Origin of the sequence: Pseudomonas sp. UBA3149, from assembly GCF_002364655.1 — a bacterium.
GTDB lineage: Bacteria > Pseudomonadota > Gammaproteobacteria > Pseudomonadales > Pseudomonadaceae > Chryseomonas > Chryseomonas luteola.
The window spans coordinates 49,065-65,368 of sequence record NZ_DEYV01000028.1 but is presented as its reverse complement, the minus strand read 5'-3'; the positions used below and the strand labels follow the sequence as shown (position 1 = coordinate 65,368).

The window sequence follows — 16,304 nt, the reverse complement described above, 5'->3', positions numbered from 1 at the left end:
TTTTGTTAGCGGCTCTAAATATCTCAGCTGGGTTTCAGAGATATTTATCAGGAATTCGATCTCCTGAGTTGACAGGCCATAACGTAATCGTGCAACACCAGCTCCGTATTTGTGTGTACAGAGTTTAGCCTGCATAAAGTATCGATACGCGAATTCCTGAATTTGCGTTAGCTCACCATTGCCTTTAGTTGTCATTGACTTGAGACAAGATCGGGCTTCGTTTTGATTGATAGTTCCGCGGAAATGCAGAACTATGGAATCAGAAAGATTCATGATCGTTTGAAACGAAAGCTCGCTTAAACGAGAAATCTCACGACTATGGAATTTAAAGGCCCTTAAATTCTCTAGGCTGCCAGATGTAGCACTCTGATGTATATAAGACCAGATTTGCTGATTCAAATCCGCAACGTCTTTACAGCTTCCATCTCTGATGCTCAATTCGTTGGTATTGAAAGCGCTCATTCTTCGCAAACCCCACCTATAACGTATGAGATGTTCTTGCATATAGCCAGAACCCTTGCTCCGTAGTTTCTGGCTAATGCTTCTTCCTTAATATTGTGATATCGGCCAATACCTAGTTCCAGATCCCCAGGCGCAGACTTTATTCGCTCACTTAATATCGATGCACCCATTCTCAGTCCGTTTTCAGGACTTAATAATGATTTTGGATCTTTAATACGGTCGGAATTCCAGTACAGATTAACCTGCATTATTCCAACATCAACTGACCGCGCACTTCTCAAAAGCTCAGTCAGAATGTTCTCCGCCTCAGCCAACGTTTTGGCGTAATAGGCCTTGGTTGCAGTGCGCAAGGTATAAGGCCATGGGCTTATACCTTTATCAGATGAATAAGCTGACTCAGCAAGTGCAACTGAATAAAGTAGGTTTACCGGCAACCCATGTTCTCTTGCTATTTCACCAAACAGCGAATTATCAAGGTCAGCATGGGCTTTATTTACGGATAGCGCTCCGAGGGCGAAAGCCAGTAATGCAATCTTTTTCATGTTTCCCCGCCTGCTAAGTCTTAGCTTGGTCTGAACTACCTATCCATTTTCCACAAAAATTCCATTATGCAAGTGTCACATTCAGAATGACGCTAAAATCTTTCGCAGCGGAGAATTACCGGCTTCGTGTCCGAATATTGCGCAGATTGGTTTCTTGTAATCAATACCTTTGGACAAACGGCCAAAAGCTGACTTGAGCAAGAAAAAGAAGAACATGAGATATGCCCTTGAGCAACTCGATATAGCGGGGAGTTGAGCCAGGCAATCACAAGAATAGAAGGCAAACAGTCGTTAGAACATTTGCTTGAATCAAAAGCTGGTAGAGACTACGAGCTGGGTGTTGCTATAAATGTGTTTCTAAAGGGCTGCTTCTTTAAAGAGGCCAGCTACCTCGGAAATGAAATGTAGTCTATGTTTTGGGGTAAGGGCAACCGCCTTTGCATTTTTTTTCACAGGATCTTTCAACCACTGGATTTCGGTTCTTAACAGGTACCCACTATGGCCACATCACCTAGCGCTACACTTACCCCAAAGACACCACGAGTGTTTAGGGGCGTCCTGTATGCAAACCTGGTGTATCTGTTGATACTCGCAGGAGCCCTCGCCCTACAAAGCGCAGTAGGTAAACCTGTAATAGCTGCTGGTCTGCTTCTCGCCGTATTCCTGATCTTTTTGCCAGCGAGCATCATGATAGGAGCCGGCGTTAGAGCGGCTTATGCCACCAGGTCAGGCAAGATCCTTTTTCTTACCATCACCGTGCTTATGAGCGTTTTGCTTGCACAGGACATGATTCCTGATGAGGCGCTCCGGATGATAGCGTGGTGCTGGATTGGGGTTGGCCAGCCTGTGATGCTGCTTAGTCTTATCGCGCGGGTAATCTCCCGAAGCAAGGCTCCAAGAAAGGCAAGGGGTAGTTCAGGTTGTAGGGTGAGACCTACTAGCGATCTAAGCTATGAGCGGAACCCGGCAGATGACTACTCAAAAAAAATGCTTATGGATATGAGGTATGCGTATTATCTCCATGAACGGGCGGTTCACGATACGCGCCTTTCCGATCCTGCTACCCCTCCGCCAGTATTGCCCTATTAAATAAAAGCCCGCATATGCGGGCTTTTTCTACTTCTGTTATTCCTTACCAACTATATCCTTGCCGTTGATCACAGCGCCTATACGACTTCCATATTGAAGTTCACTGCGCTCGAGCTCAGGGTTTCGAGCGGCGAACTCAATATGCTCATACGCTTTTTCCATTCCCATACGCTTGCTCTGTTGTTCCTCTGCAGGCATGTCGGCAAAGCTCTTGTATCCTAGTCGGTGAGCGGTTTTTTCAAGGTCCTGATTGATAAGCGCTTGCCGAGAATCATCGATATGTACGGCGTCAGCTACATCAACGGCTAGTCCAGTAAAGAACGAGATTCCATTTGCTGGTATATCTGCAACCTGCTTGGCTACGGTTCGAACTTGGTTTTCTGCCGTGAATTGCGATCCATAAAACTCAGCCATCGCTTCGGTGTGACCGAGACGTAACGCCTCTTCCCGCTTACGTTCAGCCATCTGTTCTCCAGAGCGTGCAAGACCCTCTTGGGATACTCTTTCGCTCTTGCCCTGCATTGCTGCAGACATTTGTCCAAAATATACCGCCGAGGCCTGCTCATTGGTCATGTTTTCAGTCACCTCATCGCCCAGGAAACCTCCCACTACAGCTCCCATGACAGATCTGAGCGCACCAGAGACAGGCCCATCGCTTACTTCGAATCTTGAAAGATCCTCACCTCGCTCGCTGGCCGCTTTGAATTCGGCCAGTTTCTCGTCATCCCAGCCAGAAATCTTCCTCGTAAACTCGGCTGCTTTCTCGTATCCCCAGCTTTGGGCTCCAGCGACCGAAGCGCCTACACTCGTTGAAAGCAACGCGCCTTCAGCGGTCTGACCCAGCCCAGCATTGCTATACGCACTAGATCCCTTGGGCGCATTTATGACGGAATCAAAGACGCTGTTGATCTGATCGGTCTGGACTTTCGTGCCCCAGGCAGAAGCTTGCACTTCTGTTTTTTGACTTGCGCGCTCAAAAGCTTCACCTACTGGGCCATTACTCGACATGTTCTGCATAACAGGGGGAACATGTGCGGATGTCGAAGATCCACGCTGAACGTCATCTCTATTGACCGCACGAGGTGCTTGGATGTTTTCCGCATCGTCCCTGACGCCTTGAGCGATATTCGCAGACTTGTCTTCTAGATCGGAATTACGGCTGTATGACGCTTCTGGAGAACTCTGCATATTTCTTCCCAGCGCCTTACCAATCACATCTCCTACTACACCAACAGAGTCGTAGTACTTGCCTTCATCCTTGAAGTTGTTTCTCTCCCCCATTACTGCAATGGCTGCGGCTACGAAAGCCTTTTTCTCATCCATACGATACGGGTTGTCCATATCGGTATAGCTGTTCTTGAGCTCATTGATGTGGCGCTTAACGTCTCTGTCCGCGTAGTCACGAACAAAACTATGCAGGGATCCGAAGGCATCCTTGTTGTTCGCAACCGTATTGGAAATATCGTTAAGCGTGAGGCCTGTTGTTGAGGCAAAACTCTGTGAAAGAGAGGACGTCTTCGCGTAATCCCGACTGGCATCTATTGACTCCGACGCTAAGCTTTGTAGCTGACTGGCCCGCTCCTCGCCCAGGATATTGGAAAGCGTTTTGGTGTTCATGCTCTTGATATCATGAGCAAGGGAGTCGCTTAGGGTTGCGCCTTGTGTTTGCGTATAACCTGCATTTTGCAGGTACTTCATACCTTCAGCCTCGTTATACTTGACCGAGTTAGACTCAGAGCTAGTCTGACTCCCCTGAATAGTAACTCCGCCTCCAACTCCTCCGCTTCCATCAGCCTTTGTATCATTCTCCTGAGACTTACCAGCTTGTTTGCCGCCCTTTGGCAAACTTAGATCGAGCCTAGCCTGCCCTCCCATAGTCGCAACCATAGCGCCAGCCACAGCATTCACATGCTCTGCACCTAACCCATGATCACGGACATAGCTAGTGGCAGCGCTCATCACAGCCTGTGATGACTGATCTTCGCGATTACTGATTTGCCGGCCGAACTGCTCGGCTAACGCGTAGGTTTGCTGTTGCGATACGTTGTCCGTTAGCGAGTTTGAAAGTGTCCGAGAGAACTGCTCACGCTTGCCCTCTGCAAAGCGTTCAGACGATGAAGCGGCACTTCCGAGTATTGAATTGAAGCTGAAGTTCGGAAGCAGGCTGTCGGCGCCGGTTCCTGCCGTCCCACCTACGTTCGTGTTGCTGTTCATGGCCAGGTTATTCAGGGCCGGGCCATTACTGATTGCATCGGGCGTCGCAATCTTCTCATTGATATGGTCTGCACCATTCATGCGCTGCGCCAGTGATGCCCAGGCATAGGTCGACCCTGTAACCAGCATCAATGTCAGCACAGGTGTGGCTGCGGCCAGCATCCCTCCGGTGGCCAGCCAGTTGGCCAGGATCTCATCTGACCGGTAGAGCCCATAAAAGGAATCAAGGGCAACTGCAACACCACTTGTAGCCCCTGCATCGGCGGCCAGCTCCGCACTTGCTGCCATATAGAGATACAGATTGATTATCGCCAACACCGGCATCCACAGCTGTATCCAGATCAGCATCTGAATATATTTGCCTACCAGCTTGATGCCAAACGCACCCATGACGATCAAAAAGCCCATCAATGGGGTAACGGCGTAAACAAACCCTTCTATCAGCGCCAGCATGGGTCTGACTGTACTCAGGAACATCGTCTGCTCTGAGGCCCACTGGGTGTTTCGCTGCTGTATGGCCTGGCTGACCATGGCCGCACTGGAGAAGTCTCGCATATCCGTATAGCGACCTTGCGCGGCTTCGGCATACACCGTATCCAGCACAGAGGCCATCACATACTTCTGGGCCTCTACGGCCGCCGCACCAGCCGTAGAAAGTGCACTGACGCCCGTATTCAGACGGGTATAGAGATCATCATCCTCAAAGAGCTTTATGCCCGCGGACTCGGCAATGGCATTCTTGACAGTAGGCGTCGAAAAGGCCTCGTTGGTCCGCGCCACCAGCAGCGTATAGGCATCCGAACAGGTCATATTGGTCCCATATGGATTGCTGGTGTCCATATAGAGCAGAGTACGGTGAATGGATGAACGAAACTGGAGGGCTTCGATCATCGAGTGATTCATCATCGTATCGAGTGATACCCGATGCAGGTCGATGTTCTTGAGGCTGCATTCCTTTATGTAGTTGTACCAGGAGCGACGGAAATCGATCGATCCCCCCGCTGTACCGTTTTGCAGGTTGCTCATCGATCCATCGCCCAGGGCCACATTGATGGCCTGAAACACCTTGGGCTCGCCCGCGCGCCGGCGAACATCATTGAGGATCTTCAGCGCATCGGCGAACTGGGTTTCAGTGATGCCGGGTACCACCGGTGCATAGCCCTGCTCAAACAGCCGTGTCAGCCCGTAGCCTACGCTCGATAGCATCGACCCCACCGCCGCAACACCGACAGGTACGTTATCCACGGGCCTGACGGCGCCGGTATAGGCATCCTCAATAACGACGGTCGCGCGGGGTACAAACATGCACATGTAAAGGATGAGACACACAACAATCTGCGAGATATCGACGCCACCCTTGCCACCTCCGGTCAGGAGCTGCCACGCCGTCAGTAACACGCCCAGTAACATGCCAATGGCTACTGCATCCCGAAAGCTGTCCTCACCGGTAATCATGGCAACGGCATTAAGCACCTGCTCAAGAAAGGCACTTTCCCCAATCGAATAGATATCGAATTCCATTACTTCATCCCCCCGCCAGTCTTGGTGAGCTGCGCTTCAAGCATGTAGCGATTCTTTTCCACGACTTCCTGATTGGCTGTTGCCTTGGCCACTATGTCGCTCAGGTTGCCGTACTGGCCGCGCAGGGACTGTGCCTCTGAGTCAAGTGTCCTGAGCGATTCGCTCAGCCGCTGGTGCGCAAGGTTGGCGTAGGAATTCTGGCTCGTCGCCAGGGCTGCCTGAGAGGCCGTGATCATCTGCCGGGCCGTTCTTTCCAGCATGCCAAGTGCCATGGCCCCGGATACATCACTCACAAAGCTACGCGCAGCTTCAGGGCTGCTGACCGCCATGCGGTTGATTAGGCCGCCAGTAATGCCAATGCTGGCCGACACTGCCTGCTCCTGCGTCGTAGCCGTTACCCCTTCACCGCCCAGGCCATATTTCTGGATCAAGCCGATAGAGGTTGAGTCATTACCCAGGAAAGCCTCATTGATCTTGGTTCTCAGTCCGGTCAGCGTTACCGTCTTGGTAGGGCTATTGACATCCATGGGGCAATTATCGACGTCCGAGCCGCAGTCATAGACCTTGACGGTCCCTCCCTCGATAAGGTCTTGCAGGGTGACCAGATTACCAGGCAGGGTCTTGGCAATATTGGAGTCGTCATCGCTTCCCTCCCCTACGATTACGGTGCCGGTCATGGACATGAAAGCTTCAAGCAGCGCCTGATCAAGCGATCCGCCACTCCCGCCACTGCCACTGGAAGCGGTGGAAAACCAGAGGTCGACCCGATTGTTCTTGAGTTCCTTCCAGACAATATTGCCCATCTTTTTACGGTACTCGTCCGGATTGGCTTGCTTGAGCGAGGCGCGTGCACTGGTGCCATCAGATTCACTAAGCGAAGCAAAGAAATCCGTCATTGTTCCGGTAATGGTGGCGCTGGTACGGACATCGTTATCCATCTTGTAGCCCATGGCCCCAACCGAGTCGTTGACCACGCCTTGTGCCAGCTGGCAGGAGTTGCCCATCATCTGGTTCAGGCTTTGTATGCGGGCCTGCAACTCTGACAGGAGTTCTGCACCGTCAGGGAACACATTTGAGAGCGCAAGCTGGAAGGCGTAGCCGGTGGCATTGGCCGCAACGCTGCGCAAGAGCTGCACGAACTGATCAGCATTGATAAAGGAGAATGACCCACCAAACAGATCAACCCCACCACACCCTGCCTTCCAGCTCGGAATCTCAAGGTTGGCAAAGTTGACGTTCATCGTGGGGTTCTTGGAGATAAACCGCCCTCCTGCAATCGCACCTCGGTTTTGCGTTTCAAACACGCCAGGATCCGTGGCATTGCTCATCGAGTTGAAGAGGTTGTCCATCTGGTCCTGCAGCCCGCCAGCTTGAGCTGCGCATGGCAGGAGAGAGGCAAGCGAGATCGACAGGGCCAGCGCTGCTGGTGAGAACCATTTATTCATGGGAGTTCTCCTTCGCCCGCATGGGCGCTACCGAGGGATTGATCAATGTGCTGAAGCAATTCAGCCGGTGGGATAAAGCCGTTCTCATCACCCTCGACGAGGCCCGCCGGAAGCAGCTCACTGAGGTTGTCATCAAGGTTGCGCAAGGGCCGAGTGCGGTTAAGAGCGCGCTGGTCGATCCATCCCTTACTCGCCGCTGCCAGCGTGATACGTTGCTCGATCTCGCCAAGTGCGAGCGCTCCTTGAGCAATGGGGGCAAACTGGCCGTTTGGGTGGGCCAGATAGATGGCAGGCAGACGCTGCACCCCTAGCAACTTGGCATGCCCCTTGTCTGGCTTGAAGGTTGGGAAGGGACTGCCAGGCAGATCCTTGCCATCCACAGAGATAGGCGTAACCGTGAATCGGCTTTCCAGCATGCGCACCACAGGGACCTGCGCCTGGCACAGGTCGCAGTCAGAGGCATAGAAGTAGAAGACGCCCACACTTTTTGCCAGCTCGCCGAGGACCTGCGCCTTGGCTTCTCCAGCCTGCTTGTCCAGTGCCTGAGCCGCGTAGGTCGCATTGGGCCTGCGAGCGGTCTCATCCAGAAAGGGATCGCCTTGCACCGCCAACTGAGTGACGTCCGCGAACTGCGAACTCCGGTCCATGGCGTAGCGCTGGAGCATCATGAAGGCTCGTACATTCTCAACCGTCGGGTTATCCCAGGCGGCGTCCTTGTACTTGGGCAGATTCTTTCTGAACCACTCAGCACTAAAGGCTTGTGGCGGTGCCGGGGTAGCCTGTGCTGGCGCCTCGGTTATGGTCTGTACCGTTTGAGATTGAGGTTCAGGGGGCGGAGGCGCTGGTGCTTCTTCTGGTGGCTCAGGAGGGTCTTCGTAAAAGAACCAGCCACGCTGCTTTTGTGACCAAAAAGAATGAGGATCGGTGGTGTCGGCCGGAGCGTTGGAAGCAACCACACTGGCCAGCAAAAGAACAGGAACAAAGGCGTGTCGTTTCATGGCGTGCGCATCGTAGTGGCGGTATGTCGATACTACGATGCAAGAGCACTACCCTATCGGCGTACTGCCTACCCGCGCGGGTAGGGAGTAGCAAGATTGGGTATAAATAATTGGGTTGACGGCCCCAAGACGCACGTTTCGAGATGTGCGCTATTATCCCAATGCTCAGATGCGCCTGAGCTTCTCGCCGTTAAGAAACAGGCAAAGGGCTTCGTCGTGCTTGCCCCATATGGCTATGGGTATCACGTCTGACCGCTGGGCCAGTTCACGCGCATAACTGTAAGCCTCTATCCAACCTGCAAAGGTAGGGTCAGAAGGTTTGGCATCGAGATAGTGTCCTACTTTCAGCACGACTTACCTTCCTGCTGCCAGGGGCGATCAAAACTGAGCATGCGGGACAAGACTATCACTACAGACAACACGATACCGGCGATAGCATAGGCGACCCAGCTTCCTCCACGCTCAGCCCCAGCATGCAGCCCATACATTAAATAGGAAAACGTACAGCTAAAGAACACGGATGCCATTAACGCAGCTACCCAGACGAGACGCCGGGTGGAGGCCAGCTTTGCTAACACTACGCCTACCAGCACAGCATCGGTGATCAAGCTTAAGCAAAATGCAGCAAGGTACAGGTCTGCAACGGTGATCTCAGGCATACCCACCTCAACAGGCGCTCACTGGTCTTTAATGTCTTTTCTTGCCCAGAATGGAAGGGACAAGCACAAGACCATGAAGATAAAGCCCAACAGCCAGACGTAGACGATCCAGGTTTCCTGTCCGGCAGAGAGCGCCTTTGCATGCGAGTGCAGCTCATAGAAATGGCGAGAGGCCCAGAAGCTTCCCATGCCGAGCGCCAGCAAGATAGTAGGCAAAAGGAGGCGTAGGGTTTCTACCAGCTTCCAGACAGCTGCAAAGGTCGCAACTATTCCAACAATGGCAGCGGTGAGTACGGCCAGCATGGATATATCAGCGAGCAGGGCTTGAAACATTATGTTCACCTAGGCGCTCAGTGATTTTGAACGGTATAGATCCGTCAGGCGAAAACCGGTCTTGACCAGTTTGACCAGATTCAAAAGTGTAGGCGTGATCACCAGCAGCTTCTTGGCCCGCGTCAGCGCCACGTATTGCAGGTTCACCTCCCCTAGCATCTCCTGCATGGGAATCTCGTCATCTGTGAGATCAGGAAAGTCGTCGCAGAGATAGACCTGATCCCATTCCAACCCCTTGCTCTTGTGAGCTGTGGTTATGACCATCTGCGCCTGCTGGCCACCCTTCACGAGCTGGCTCTTGAGGATGGCAAGGTTGTCAGGAAGATTGGGGTAACTGTCCACGACCTTCACCGCTCGCAGCATCTCGATGTCACGGGCTTCCTGCGCCACTATCTGGTAAGCGGTGTAATCCGGATAGTCTTCAAGCAGGCGCTTGTTCTGGATGTTTTGCGGTTCGTCCTTTGAAAGCCAGTACACATCCAGGATGCCCTTGAAATCGTAGGCATCGTACCCGCCAACTAACTCAATGCTCATGCCACGGGATGAGAAAAACAGGGCGGCTTCAATCACGCCCATCACCGTGCGGGCAATAAAGGCAAATGGCGGCTTTGAATCGCTTAGCTTGAACTCGGACGAGACCACAATGCGATCCTCCCCTCCCAGCCCCACAAGCGGTACATCCTCACCTTTATAACGTAAGAGTACGTTTGCCATAGCCGCGACATTGGGACCAAAGCGAAAGCTGTTAGTTAGCCGCAGCTGCTCGGCGTCGTGCAACTGGGGATGGCTCAGGGCATCAATAGCGCCCCTGAACTGGTAGATCTGCTGATGCTCATCGCCTACGGTAATGACACGCGCCTTGGTCTGGCTGAACACGATGTCGGTAGTCAGCTCGTTGCTGTCCTGCCCTTCGTCAAAGAGGATCACGCTGTACTGGGCAGACAGATCCGGACGGGAGAGCTGGTACTGCTTCAGATACACATCGTGCACCGCAATTTGCTTGCTGTACGGGTCCTGCATCTCACTCCATAGTGCTTCGGCCACCTTGATCGCAGCATTGGCCAGCCGTGGATCGTCCTTCTTTTTTGACTTCTTCGACTTCATCTCCTGAGCGCGGCAGTAGTGCGCCTGCGTAATGAACTGATCAGCACTGTTCATGTAGCAGGAAACTGTAGCAATGGCGGCGGCAGCGACCTGATAGTTGCACTCGTAGTCGCGGGCCACCTCTACGGGGCGTAGATTGCCCTTGAGCTTGTGCTGGAGTGTTTTCCCGTAGCCGGTAAAGGCCATCTGGTGCGTGGTCTTGCATGTGACGTTACGGGGAAACTTCTTGGTAGCTTCATCACGAATGGCGCGGTTGTAGGCCAGATAAAGCATCTGCTCACTGGGAGTGGCCCTGGCAAAGGCTACCAGCGTCGACGTCTTGCCAGTACCAGCATAGGCACGGACCACCAGCTTTTTTGCCTTGGAGACAATGATGGGTTCCTGCTCGAAGGTGGGCGTGAAGGCCATAAGGTGTCCTTGATTAGTCGATGCCAGATACAACCAGCGTCTCACAGGTCTTCCGGGATGCAAGTCCGGCCCTCCCCTACTCCAGTCAATATCAGGAGTTTTTCTGGCGAGGCAGACGAAAGCGCGATGGAGGCGGCGCATCGCTGTAGAAGATACCTGTCTTTAAGTGCATGGCGACCAGTCGAGGCTCTAAGCTCACGATAATGCGTGGTCCGGATTCAGGGATATCCCCTTCCCTGATCTCCCTGTCTGCAAGCATGGAATGATCAAGTCGGTACTCCTTCCGTGAGTCCAGATCGAGCAATATCCACTTCTTGTTTCCAGACACACCCTCAAAACTCAGCACCTCAAAACTGGAGCGAATTCCGGAAGGAAGAGGAGGAAGCGATTGGTAGTTCATGTCGGCGGCACCCTGTTGTTGGGTTCACTACCAGCTTAACCAACTTTTTTAATACCAATCGGCGTAGTGCCTACCCGCGCGGGTAGGGAGTAGCAGGATAGCTCAACTATTTTTCCAAGTAGCATAGAAAGAACATGCTAAATCGCAGGGACTGACTGATGAGTTACGACATCAACACGAAAAGATTTCTTGATCGGGTAATGGGCACCGCCAGCGCAAGTGCAAAGCGGGCAGCCCTAACGATAGAGACGCGCGCAGTTACTGCAAAAGACGCGATTCTCGACAGGGCAGACAGTTTTAAAGGCAGCGCAAGCAAGGTGTATGCGGGAGCGATAGGCACTATCGATCTGATCACTACTCTAGGATTCACACTCTCTGCCATCGCTGCGCCCGTCCCTACCGCTATCGGGATAGCGCTGATCTATCTGTTCGAATCCCAGTACAAACTGCGGTTGGAGGAGACTGATTTCGCTGTTGCATCACGTCAGCGCCAGCGCAAGCAGGCGCGGGTTGTCGCGCTTCTCAAAAAGCACGGAGCCATACCAGAGTCTGCCATTCTTGAGACAGCATGGGTGCGCGTCTCGATCAATAGCCGCACAGGAGAGATCAGGGGAGCAATCCTTCAGGGCCAGTCCAAGGGAACCCCACTCGAACAACTCAGCCTGCAAGAGATTGAAGTTCTGACCGAGCATGCTTCTGATGTTGATACCAGGAGCCTTCTTGAAGCCTACCTTTCCTTTCGTGATGCTCACAGTAGCACTAGCCAGGAGTCACAGCATGTCGATTAAGGACACTATTGCAAAAATGGACGAAAAGCTTGTTGCAGAGTTGATGGAAGCCGCGCAACTGGCACTCAACGATGATGAGACCTGCAAGCGGGTTGCCGAGGGTATGCAGGTACCGTTCTGGCGCATACAGGCATTGGCCTATGTAGCAATCGAGGTATCGGGAAGCTCAGGCAATGAGCTAGAGATCATGACGCAGCGCCAGCTAGAAAGATTTACTTCAATATGAATTTAGTCTCCAGCAAACATGACGCCATACCCTTCTGCCCTCGCCTGCCTGAGTACCGACAGTAGCTCAAACCAAATACCAGAGCGTTGAGTTAAAGGTGGCATGCGCTGTTCAAGTATCTGAATGAAACTATCCATATCTGAAAGCACGCAATCCGTATAGGCATCGATTAGCTGGCCTGTACGGGCACGAAGTTGCTCAAAAGCTGGGGTAAGTATCTGCATCGCTGCATCGTCAATGGCAAGGAGATGTCGCCCAGCCATAAGCTTTTTGCTTTGCTTGCTGCTTTTGGTTTTTCGAGGCACCAGTTTGTGGACGTCTAGAGCCAACTGCTTATTTGGCCTCGAGCACTCGTTCAGGGTCAATCAATTGTAAACGCTGACAAGCATCCCTCTCTTTTGAGTTTCAAGGCTATGTTCATGGCTTTAGCTAGGTTGGATTAGGCAGAACTTCACTTCTCTATCGATAGATCATTTCCGCTCAGGTGCCCCTATAGACTTGATTTGAAGGCATGCCTTGTTTCAGCCTGATAGCTATCAGCCTAATGTGGCAGCTATCGGCCGATTCTGTTGAAAAATCGGTCATCCGAAACGGCCTGATCATTGAACGGTGAAAACGCCTTTTTTACACGCTGCTACGTGAAATCTGCGTCTGGAAGCCTCTGCCGAAAGTGCAGATTTCAATCTCGGACGCGCACTTTTCTGCTGCTCAAACCATGACTAACTTTTTCAACAGAATCGGCCAGAAGCAGCCATTGAGGAAGAGCTATTGGGTCACCCATTCCTGGCACTACTAGATAGCTTCTGCTCAAAACCAATCAGTTCATGAATTTGGCTGTTGCGCGGGTCATAGACCCATTCATGGTCAAAAAGGCTAGCTAAACGTTGAGTCATAAAGCAATCGCCTACAACCAGGGAATAAAAGCGGTTGCCATGGGTGCGCTGCTGCTCAACTTGCTGGCGCAGCTGCCCCGGCAAGTTGGCCATGATGAAATCTGAAATCATCAGTACGTCAGCACGCTCATAGGTCTCGCGCTGCATCACTCCCAACGCATGATCCAATGCCGGGATAGCATCCGTACCGCCGTGAAAGGACATTCCCAGAAACTTGATCAATGCCTCCATGCCGAAGTCTTCGCCAAGATCCAGCGTCTCGATGCCAGTGGAAAAGTTAATCAAATAGCACGCTCGCTTCTGCTGCCTGGCCTTGCCTGCAATAAAAAGCGCCACGGCTTTGGCAACCGTCTCAGGCATACCACTCATAGAACCGCTGGTGTCGACACAGATCACCATCGCCCCCTGCTTAGCCGCCTCTTCAACGCTACGCAGCTCTTCCTTCTGGTGATGTTGTTGGACGCGCTGAATGCCCTGCATGTCAAAACACATCAGGCGTGACTCGACGTACTTGAGGTCGAAAAGAACGGACGTTTCAGGGTCAGCCAATAGTGCCAACTCACTGGGCAGCACATGCTCAATATCACGTCCCAAACGAACGCCAATGATCTCTTCCCGCGAATTGATATCCGGTAACTCGATGTCTTGCGTATAGCGCACCTGGGCTCGCTCGATACGCTCGGATAACTCCAGCTGACGTAGCTTGCCTAGCAAATCACATAGCGACCAAACACCTGGATCATTGGCCAAGTATGAGGCCCAACGCTTAAAGCGTTCGATCTCTTGTGCAGACAAATTACCTTTGGATAGGTCAAGGAACATACCAGGGTCCAACCCCAGCATTTCCAACTGCTGGTGAAGCTGTTGCAGTAGCCGCAGAAATGCTTCGAGTTCCTCCATGAACTGTCGGCGCAGCATGGATATACGCCCAAGCTCCCATTCTGCCCGCGACTTATCCAGTGCCTTTTGCCATTCATCTAGCAAAAGACGAGCACTTATAGTGCTATCAGTCTGACGTTTTTTCCCCACCGTCACAGGTGCCGTCGCCGCTGCCAGCTCACGCTGCCAAAAAGACTGATTGTCCGGCAGTTTGGCAGCACGGCACAGCGCAGCATAGTCCGCAGCGGCTGCTGCTAGTTCTGCACTCGAAACAGGGGGAGACTGGTTCCTGTTTTGCCAGTCCGATAGCTGCTGCTCATAGAACGCAAAAGGAAAATCTGCTTTCAGCTCAGCAGCCGAGGCCAATTGCCATAGCCGAATCCTCTCTGCTACATGCCCTGCAATCGAATCAGAGCCCCTTAATAATGGCGCAAATATGTGCTGAACGTTATCGCCAATATCTTTTGCAGCATTAGCCAGTGGATCTAGCGGCATAGCTCTTCCAACCGCTCGCAGTCCTTGATGCGAAGCTGCAAATCCTCGATTTGTTTCGCTATACCAAAGATTGCTAAATTGACTTTATCAGCCGGCACAAATGGAGAAGAAAGTCTTGACTTGTAACCTTTAAATTTAGCTTCAACCTGCTTGAGCGTACCTTGCAATGTCTCCCTCATCTCCATCACTGAGTGCGATAGCGAAGAAACCAGGCGCGAATTTATATCTTTCTTTTTATCACCCTTATGGAACAAAACAGAAGGCGTAATATTGATTTTCTTATACTTGATACCACCACTTTTATATTCAAGCTGACAAGTCCCCTGCCCATCAAATTTGCAGTATATTTCCTCCTCTTCATTTCCTTTTGCGTCTACCGGATGAAAGACATCAGTGGACTTCAATTTGTCGCTATAAATGTATATCTCAAATTCTTCCGGGTGCCGATAATATCTATCATCAGGAAGGAAGCTGACTTTTTGCTGGAAGAATTCATTACCACTAATAGTAACTGTCTTGTAAATATTTTCCGAATGATAAAGCTCAGTGTGAATTTCCTTATCGAGTTTATCCTTTCGCCTATCCGCTTCAGCGAGATCGATTCCACTATCAATCCCCGACGCCTTCACTGCATCCGCAACAATATCCCAGACGGCCTGACGATTCTCTTCATGCGTCCATAGGCAGTGCTGCAGCAGCAAGGCGTCACTGTGGTTGGTTTCCTTGCGGTCATTAAAGAAGGCTGCTGCCTTCATGAGCATCGCGGCACGCTGCCAGCGCCGGTCGGAGACATAAACCTTGAGCGTTTCGTATTGCTGCTCCAGCTGTTTGCGGATCAAGTGAATGATGGTTAGCGTCTCAGCAGACAGCTTGACCTGATGGGATTGCGCCATCCATTCAGCCCATTCGCTGGACTTAACCTGTAGAGCCGAGGGGATCTCGATTTTGGCTTCGGTCGGTTTGCTATTCAGTAGCTGATCGAAGTGCTGGGCTTCACGAATTGGCCCAACCATCAGCCTCACAATAAAGCGGTCGTACAAGGCCTCTAGGCCTTGGTTGGCATCTGGCGTCTCGTTGGATGCAGCAATCAGAGCCTTGAGTGGGGCTTTCTCAATGGCTTCACCATTACGGAACACATGCTCGTTGATCAATGTCAGCAGGGTGTTCAAAATAGCGGGGCTGGATTTCCAGATTTCATCGAGGAAGGCGAAATCGGCCTTGGGCAGGTAATTATCTGTTTTGCGAACGTAATGATCTTCTTTCAGCGCCTTGATGGACACAGGGCCAAACACCTCTTCGGGTGTGCTGAAGCGGTTCATCAGGTATTCGAAATAGGTTGGCTGCTCAAAGACGCAGGCTATGCGGCGCGAAATAAGACTTTTGGCCGTGCCGGGTGGCCCGTATAAAAATGTATTCTGCCCGCAGAGTGCTCCCAGCAGAGATACCGCGATGATCTCTTCACGCTCAAACATGCCCGCGCTTACGCTGGCGACCAAATCCCCGATACGCTTTTGCAATCCCACACTCGACTCCTTGAACCCACTCGGCTGTTGATGCCGAGACTATCCAGATTCATAGCGAATGGCCACTTCCTGGTTGGGCTAGTCTTCTGCAACGGGTTGCGTCGGAGATCAAGCCAATGCCCGCTTCTGGCCGATAGCGGCCATGCAGTGCTGGTTGTTACAACTAATCCAAGCGATTACGTAGGTATGATATATAGCTCTACGTAATGGCTTTTATGATCAGGACTTTCCTTCCTCAATTACCTGAGGATGAAGTAAGCCCATGGGTGACAGCTCTATAGCTTCTCAAAGACCAAAACATGTAGCCCGCGCAGGGCTGCTTATA

16 protein-coding genes are annotated in these 16,304 nt (G+C 51.9%); 3 read left to right on the top strand and 13 right to left on the bottom strand.

The window, feature by feature from the left end:
• Both B3729_RS17860 and B3729_RS17855 read right to left on the bottom strand, forming a co-directional pair.
• The coding region (locus B3729_RS17860) for a hypothetical protein (RefSeq protein WP_286788585.1) at positions 1-462 on the bottom strand (462 nt) is incomplete at its 3' end.
• A complete protein-coding gene (locus B3729_RS17855) occupies positions 459-1,004 on the bottom strand; it encodes a transglycosylase SLT domain-containing protein (protein WP_073450607.1) in 546 nt (181 codons plus the stop codon). The genes B3729_RS17860 and B3729_RS17855, both read right to left, overlap by 4 nt.
• A 498-nt stretch (positions 1,005-1,502) precedes the next feature.
• Here B3729_RS17855 and B3729_RS17850 point away from each other — a divergent pair, with 498 nt between their 5' ends.
• On the top strand, positions 1,503-2,093 hold the full coding sequence (locus B3729_RS17850) for a hypothetical protein (protein WP_286788584.1): 591 nt from the start codon (positions 1,503-1,505) through the stop codon (positions 2,091-2,093).
• Positions 2,094-2,129: 36 nt separating this feature from the next.
• Here B3729_RS17850 and B3729_RS17845 read toward each other — a convergent pair whose 3' ends face one another.
• The 8 genes from B3729_RS17845 to B3729_RS17810 all read right to left on the bottom strand — a co-directional run bounded on the left by B3729_RS17845 (position 2,130) and on the right by B3729_RS17810 (position 11,175).
• The gene (locus tag B3729_RS17845) at positions 2,130-5,828 is read right to left on the bottom strand and encodes a conjugal transfer protein TraG N-terminal domain-containing protein (protein WP_219653960.1); all 3,699 of its coding nucleotides are present in this window, start codon (positions 5,826-5,828) and stop codon (positions 2,130-2,132) included.
• Positions 5,828-7,273, bottom strand: coding sequence for a conjugal transfer protein TraH (locus tag B3729_RS17840; RefSeq protein WP_286788583.1), 1,446 nt, complete (start codon positions 7,271-7,273; stop codon positions 5,828-5,830). The genes B3729_RS17845 and B3729_RS17840 overlap by 1 nt, the downstream gene beginning before the upstream one ends.
• Positions 7,270-8,271 carry a conjugal transfer protein TraF gene (traF, locus tag B3729_RS17835; RefSeq protein WP_125890035.1) on the bottom strand — a complete coding sequence of 334 codons (1,002 nt, stop codon included), beginning with the start codon at positions 8,269-8,271 and terminating at the stop codon, positions 7,270-7,272. Before traF ends, B3729_RS17840 begins: the two co-directional genes overlap by 4 nt.
• 165 nt (positions 8,272-8,436) lie before the next feature.
• Complete coding sequence (locus B3729_RS17830; RefSeq protein ID WP_073450612.1) at positions 8,437-8,622, bottom strand: hypothetical protein; 186 nt, start codon at positions 8,620-8,622, stop codon at positions 8,437-8,439.
• Positions 8,616-8,930 (bottom strand): hypothetical protein, encoded by a 315-nt coding sequence (locus B3729_RS17825; RefSeq protein ID WP_073450613.1) that lies wholly within the window; start codon positions 8,928-8,930, stop codon positions 8,616-8,618. Before B3729_RS17825 ends, B3729_RS17830 begins: the two co-directional genes overlap by 7 nt.
• Positions 8,931-8,948: 18 nt before the next feature.
• Positions 8,949-9,263, bottom strand: coding sequence for a hypothetical protein (locus tag B3729_RS17820; RefSeq protein ID WP_073450614.1), 315 nt, complete (start codon positions 9,261-9,263; stop codon positions 8,949-8,951).
• A 9-nt stretch (positions 9,264-9,272) separates the two neighbouring features.
• On the bottom strand, positions 9,273-10,775 hold the full coding sequence (locus B3729_RS17815) for a 3'-5' exonuclease (protein WP_286788582.1): 1,503 nt from the start codon (positions 10,773-10,775) through the stop codon (positions 9,273-9,275).
• A 91-nt stretch (positions 10,776-10,866) separates the two neighbouring features.
• A complete protein-coding gene (locus B3729_RS17810; protein ID WP_286788581.1) occupies positions 10,867-11,175 on the bottom strand; it encodes a DUF5440 family protein in 309 nt (102 codons plus the stop codon).
• A 158-nt stretch (positions 11,176-11,333) separates the two neighbouring features.
• Here B3729_RS17810 and B3729_RS17805 point away from each other — a divergent pair, with 158 nt between their 5' ends.
• Together B3729_RS17805 and B3729_RS17800 are read left to right on the top strand one after the other, a co-directional pair.
• On the top strand, positions 11,334-11,963 hold the full coding sequence (locus B3729_RS17805) for a hypothetical protein (RefSeq protein WP_286788580.1): 630 nt from the start codon (positions 11,334-11,336) through the stop codon (positions 11,961-11,963).
• On the top strand, positions 11,953-12,189 hold the full coding sequence (locus B3729_RS17800; RefSeq protein WP_286788579.1) for a hypothetical protein: 237 nt from the start codon (positions 11,953-11,955) through the stop codon (positions 12,187-12,189). Before B3729_RS17805 ends, B3729_RS17800 begins: the two co-directional genes overlap by 11 nt.
• A gap of 2 nt (positions 12,190-12,191) precedes the next feature.
• Here the strand turns inward: B3729_RS17800 and B3729_RS17795 are convergent, their stop codons facing one another.
• The 3 genes from B3729_RS17795 to B3729_RS17785 form a co-directional block, all read right to left on the bottom strand.
• Positions 12,192-12,494 carry a hypothetical protein gene (locus B3729_RS17795; RefSeq protein ID WP_286788578.1) on the bottom strand — a complete coding sequence of 101 codons (303 nt, stop codon included), beginning with the start codon at positions 12,492-12,494 and terminating at the stop codon, positions 12,192-12,194.
• 468 nt (positions 12,495-12,962) lie between these two features.
• A complete protein-coding gene (locus B3729_RS17790; RefSeq protein ID WP_286788577.1) occupies positions 12,963-14,456 on the bottom strand; it encodes a VWA domain-containing protein in 1,494 nt (497 codons plus the stop codon).
• Positions 14,447-15,979 (bottom strand): AAA family ATPase, encoded by a 1,533-nt coding sequence (locus B3729_RS17785; RefSeq protein ID WP_286788576.1) that lies wholly within the window; start codon positions 15,977-15,979, stop codon positions 14,447-14,449. Before B3729_RS17785 ends, B3729_RS17790 begins: the two co-directional genes overlap by 10 nt.
• Between the last annotated feature and the right edge of the window lie 325 nt (positions 15,980-16,304).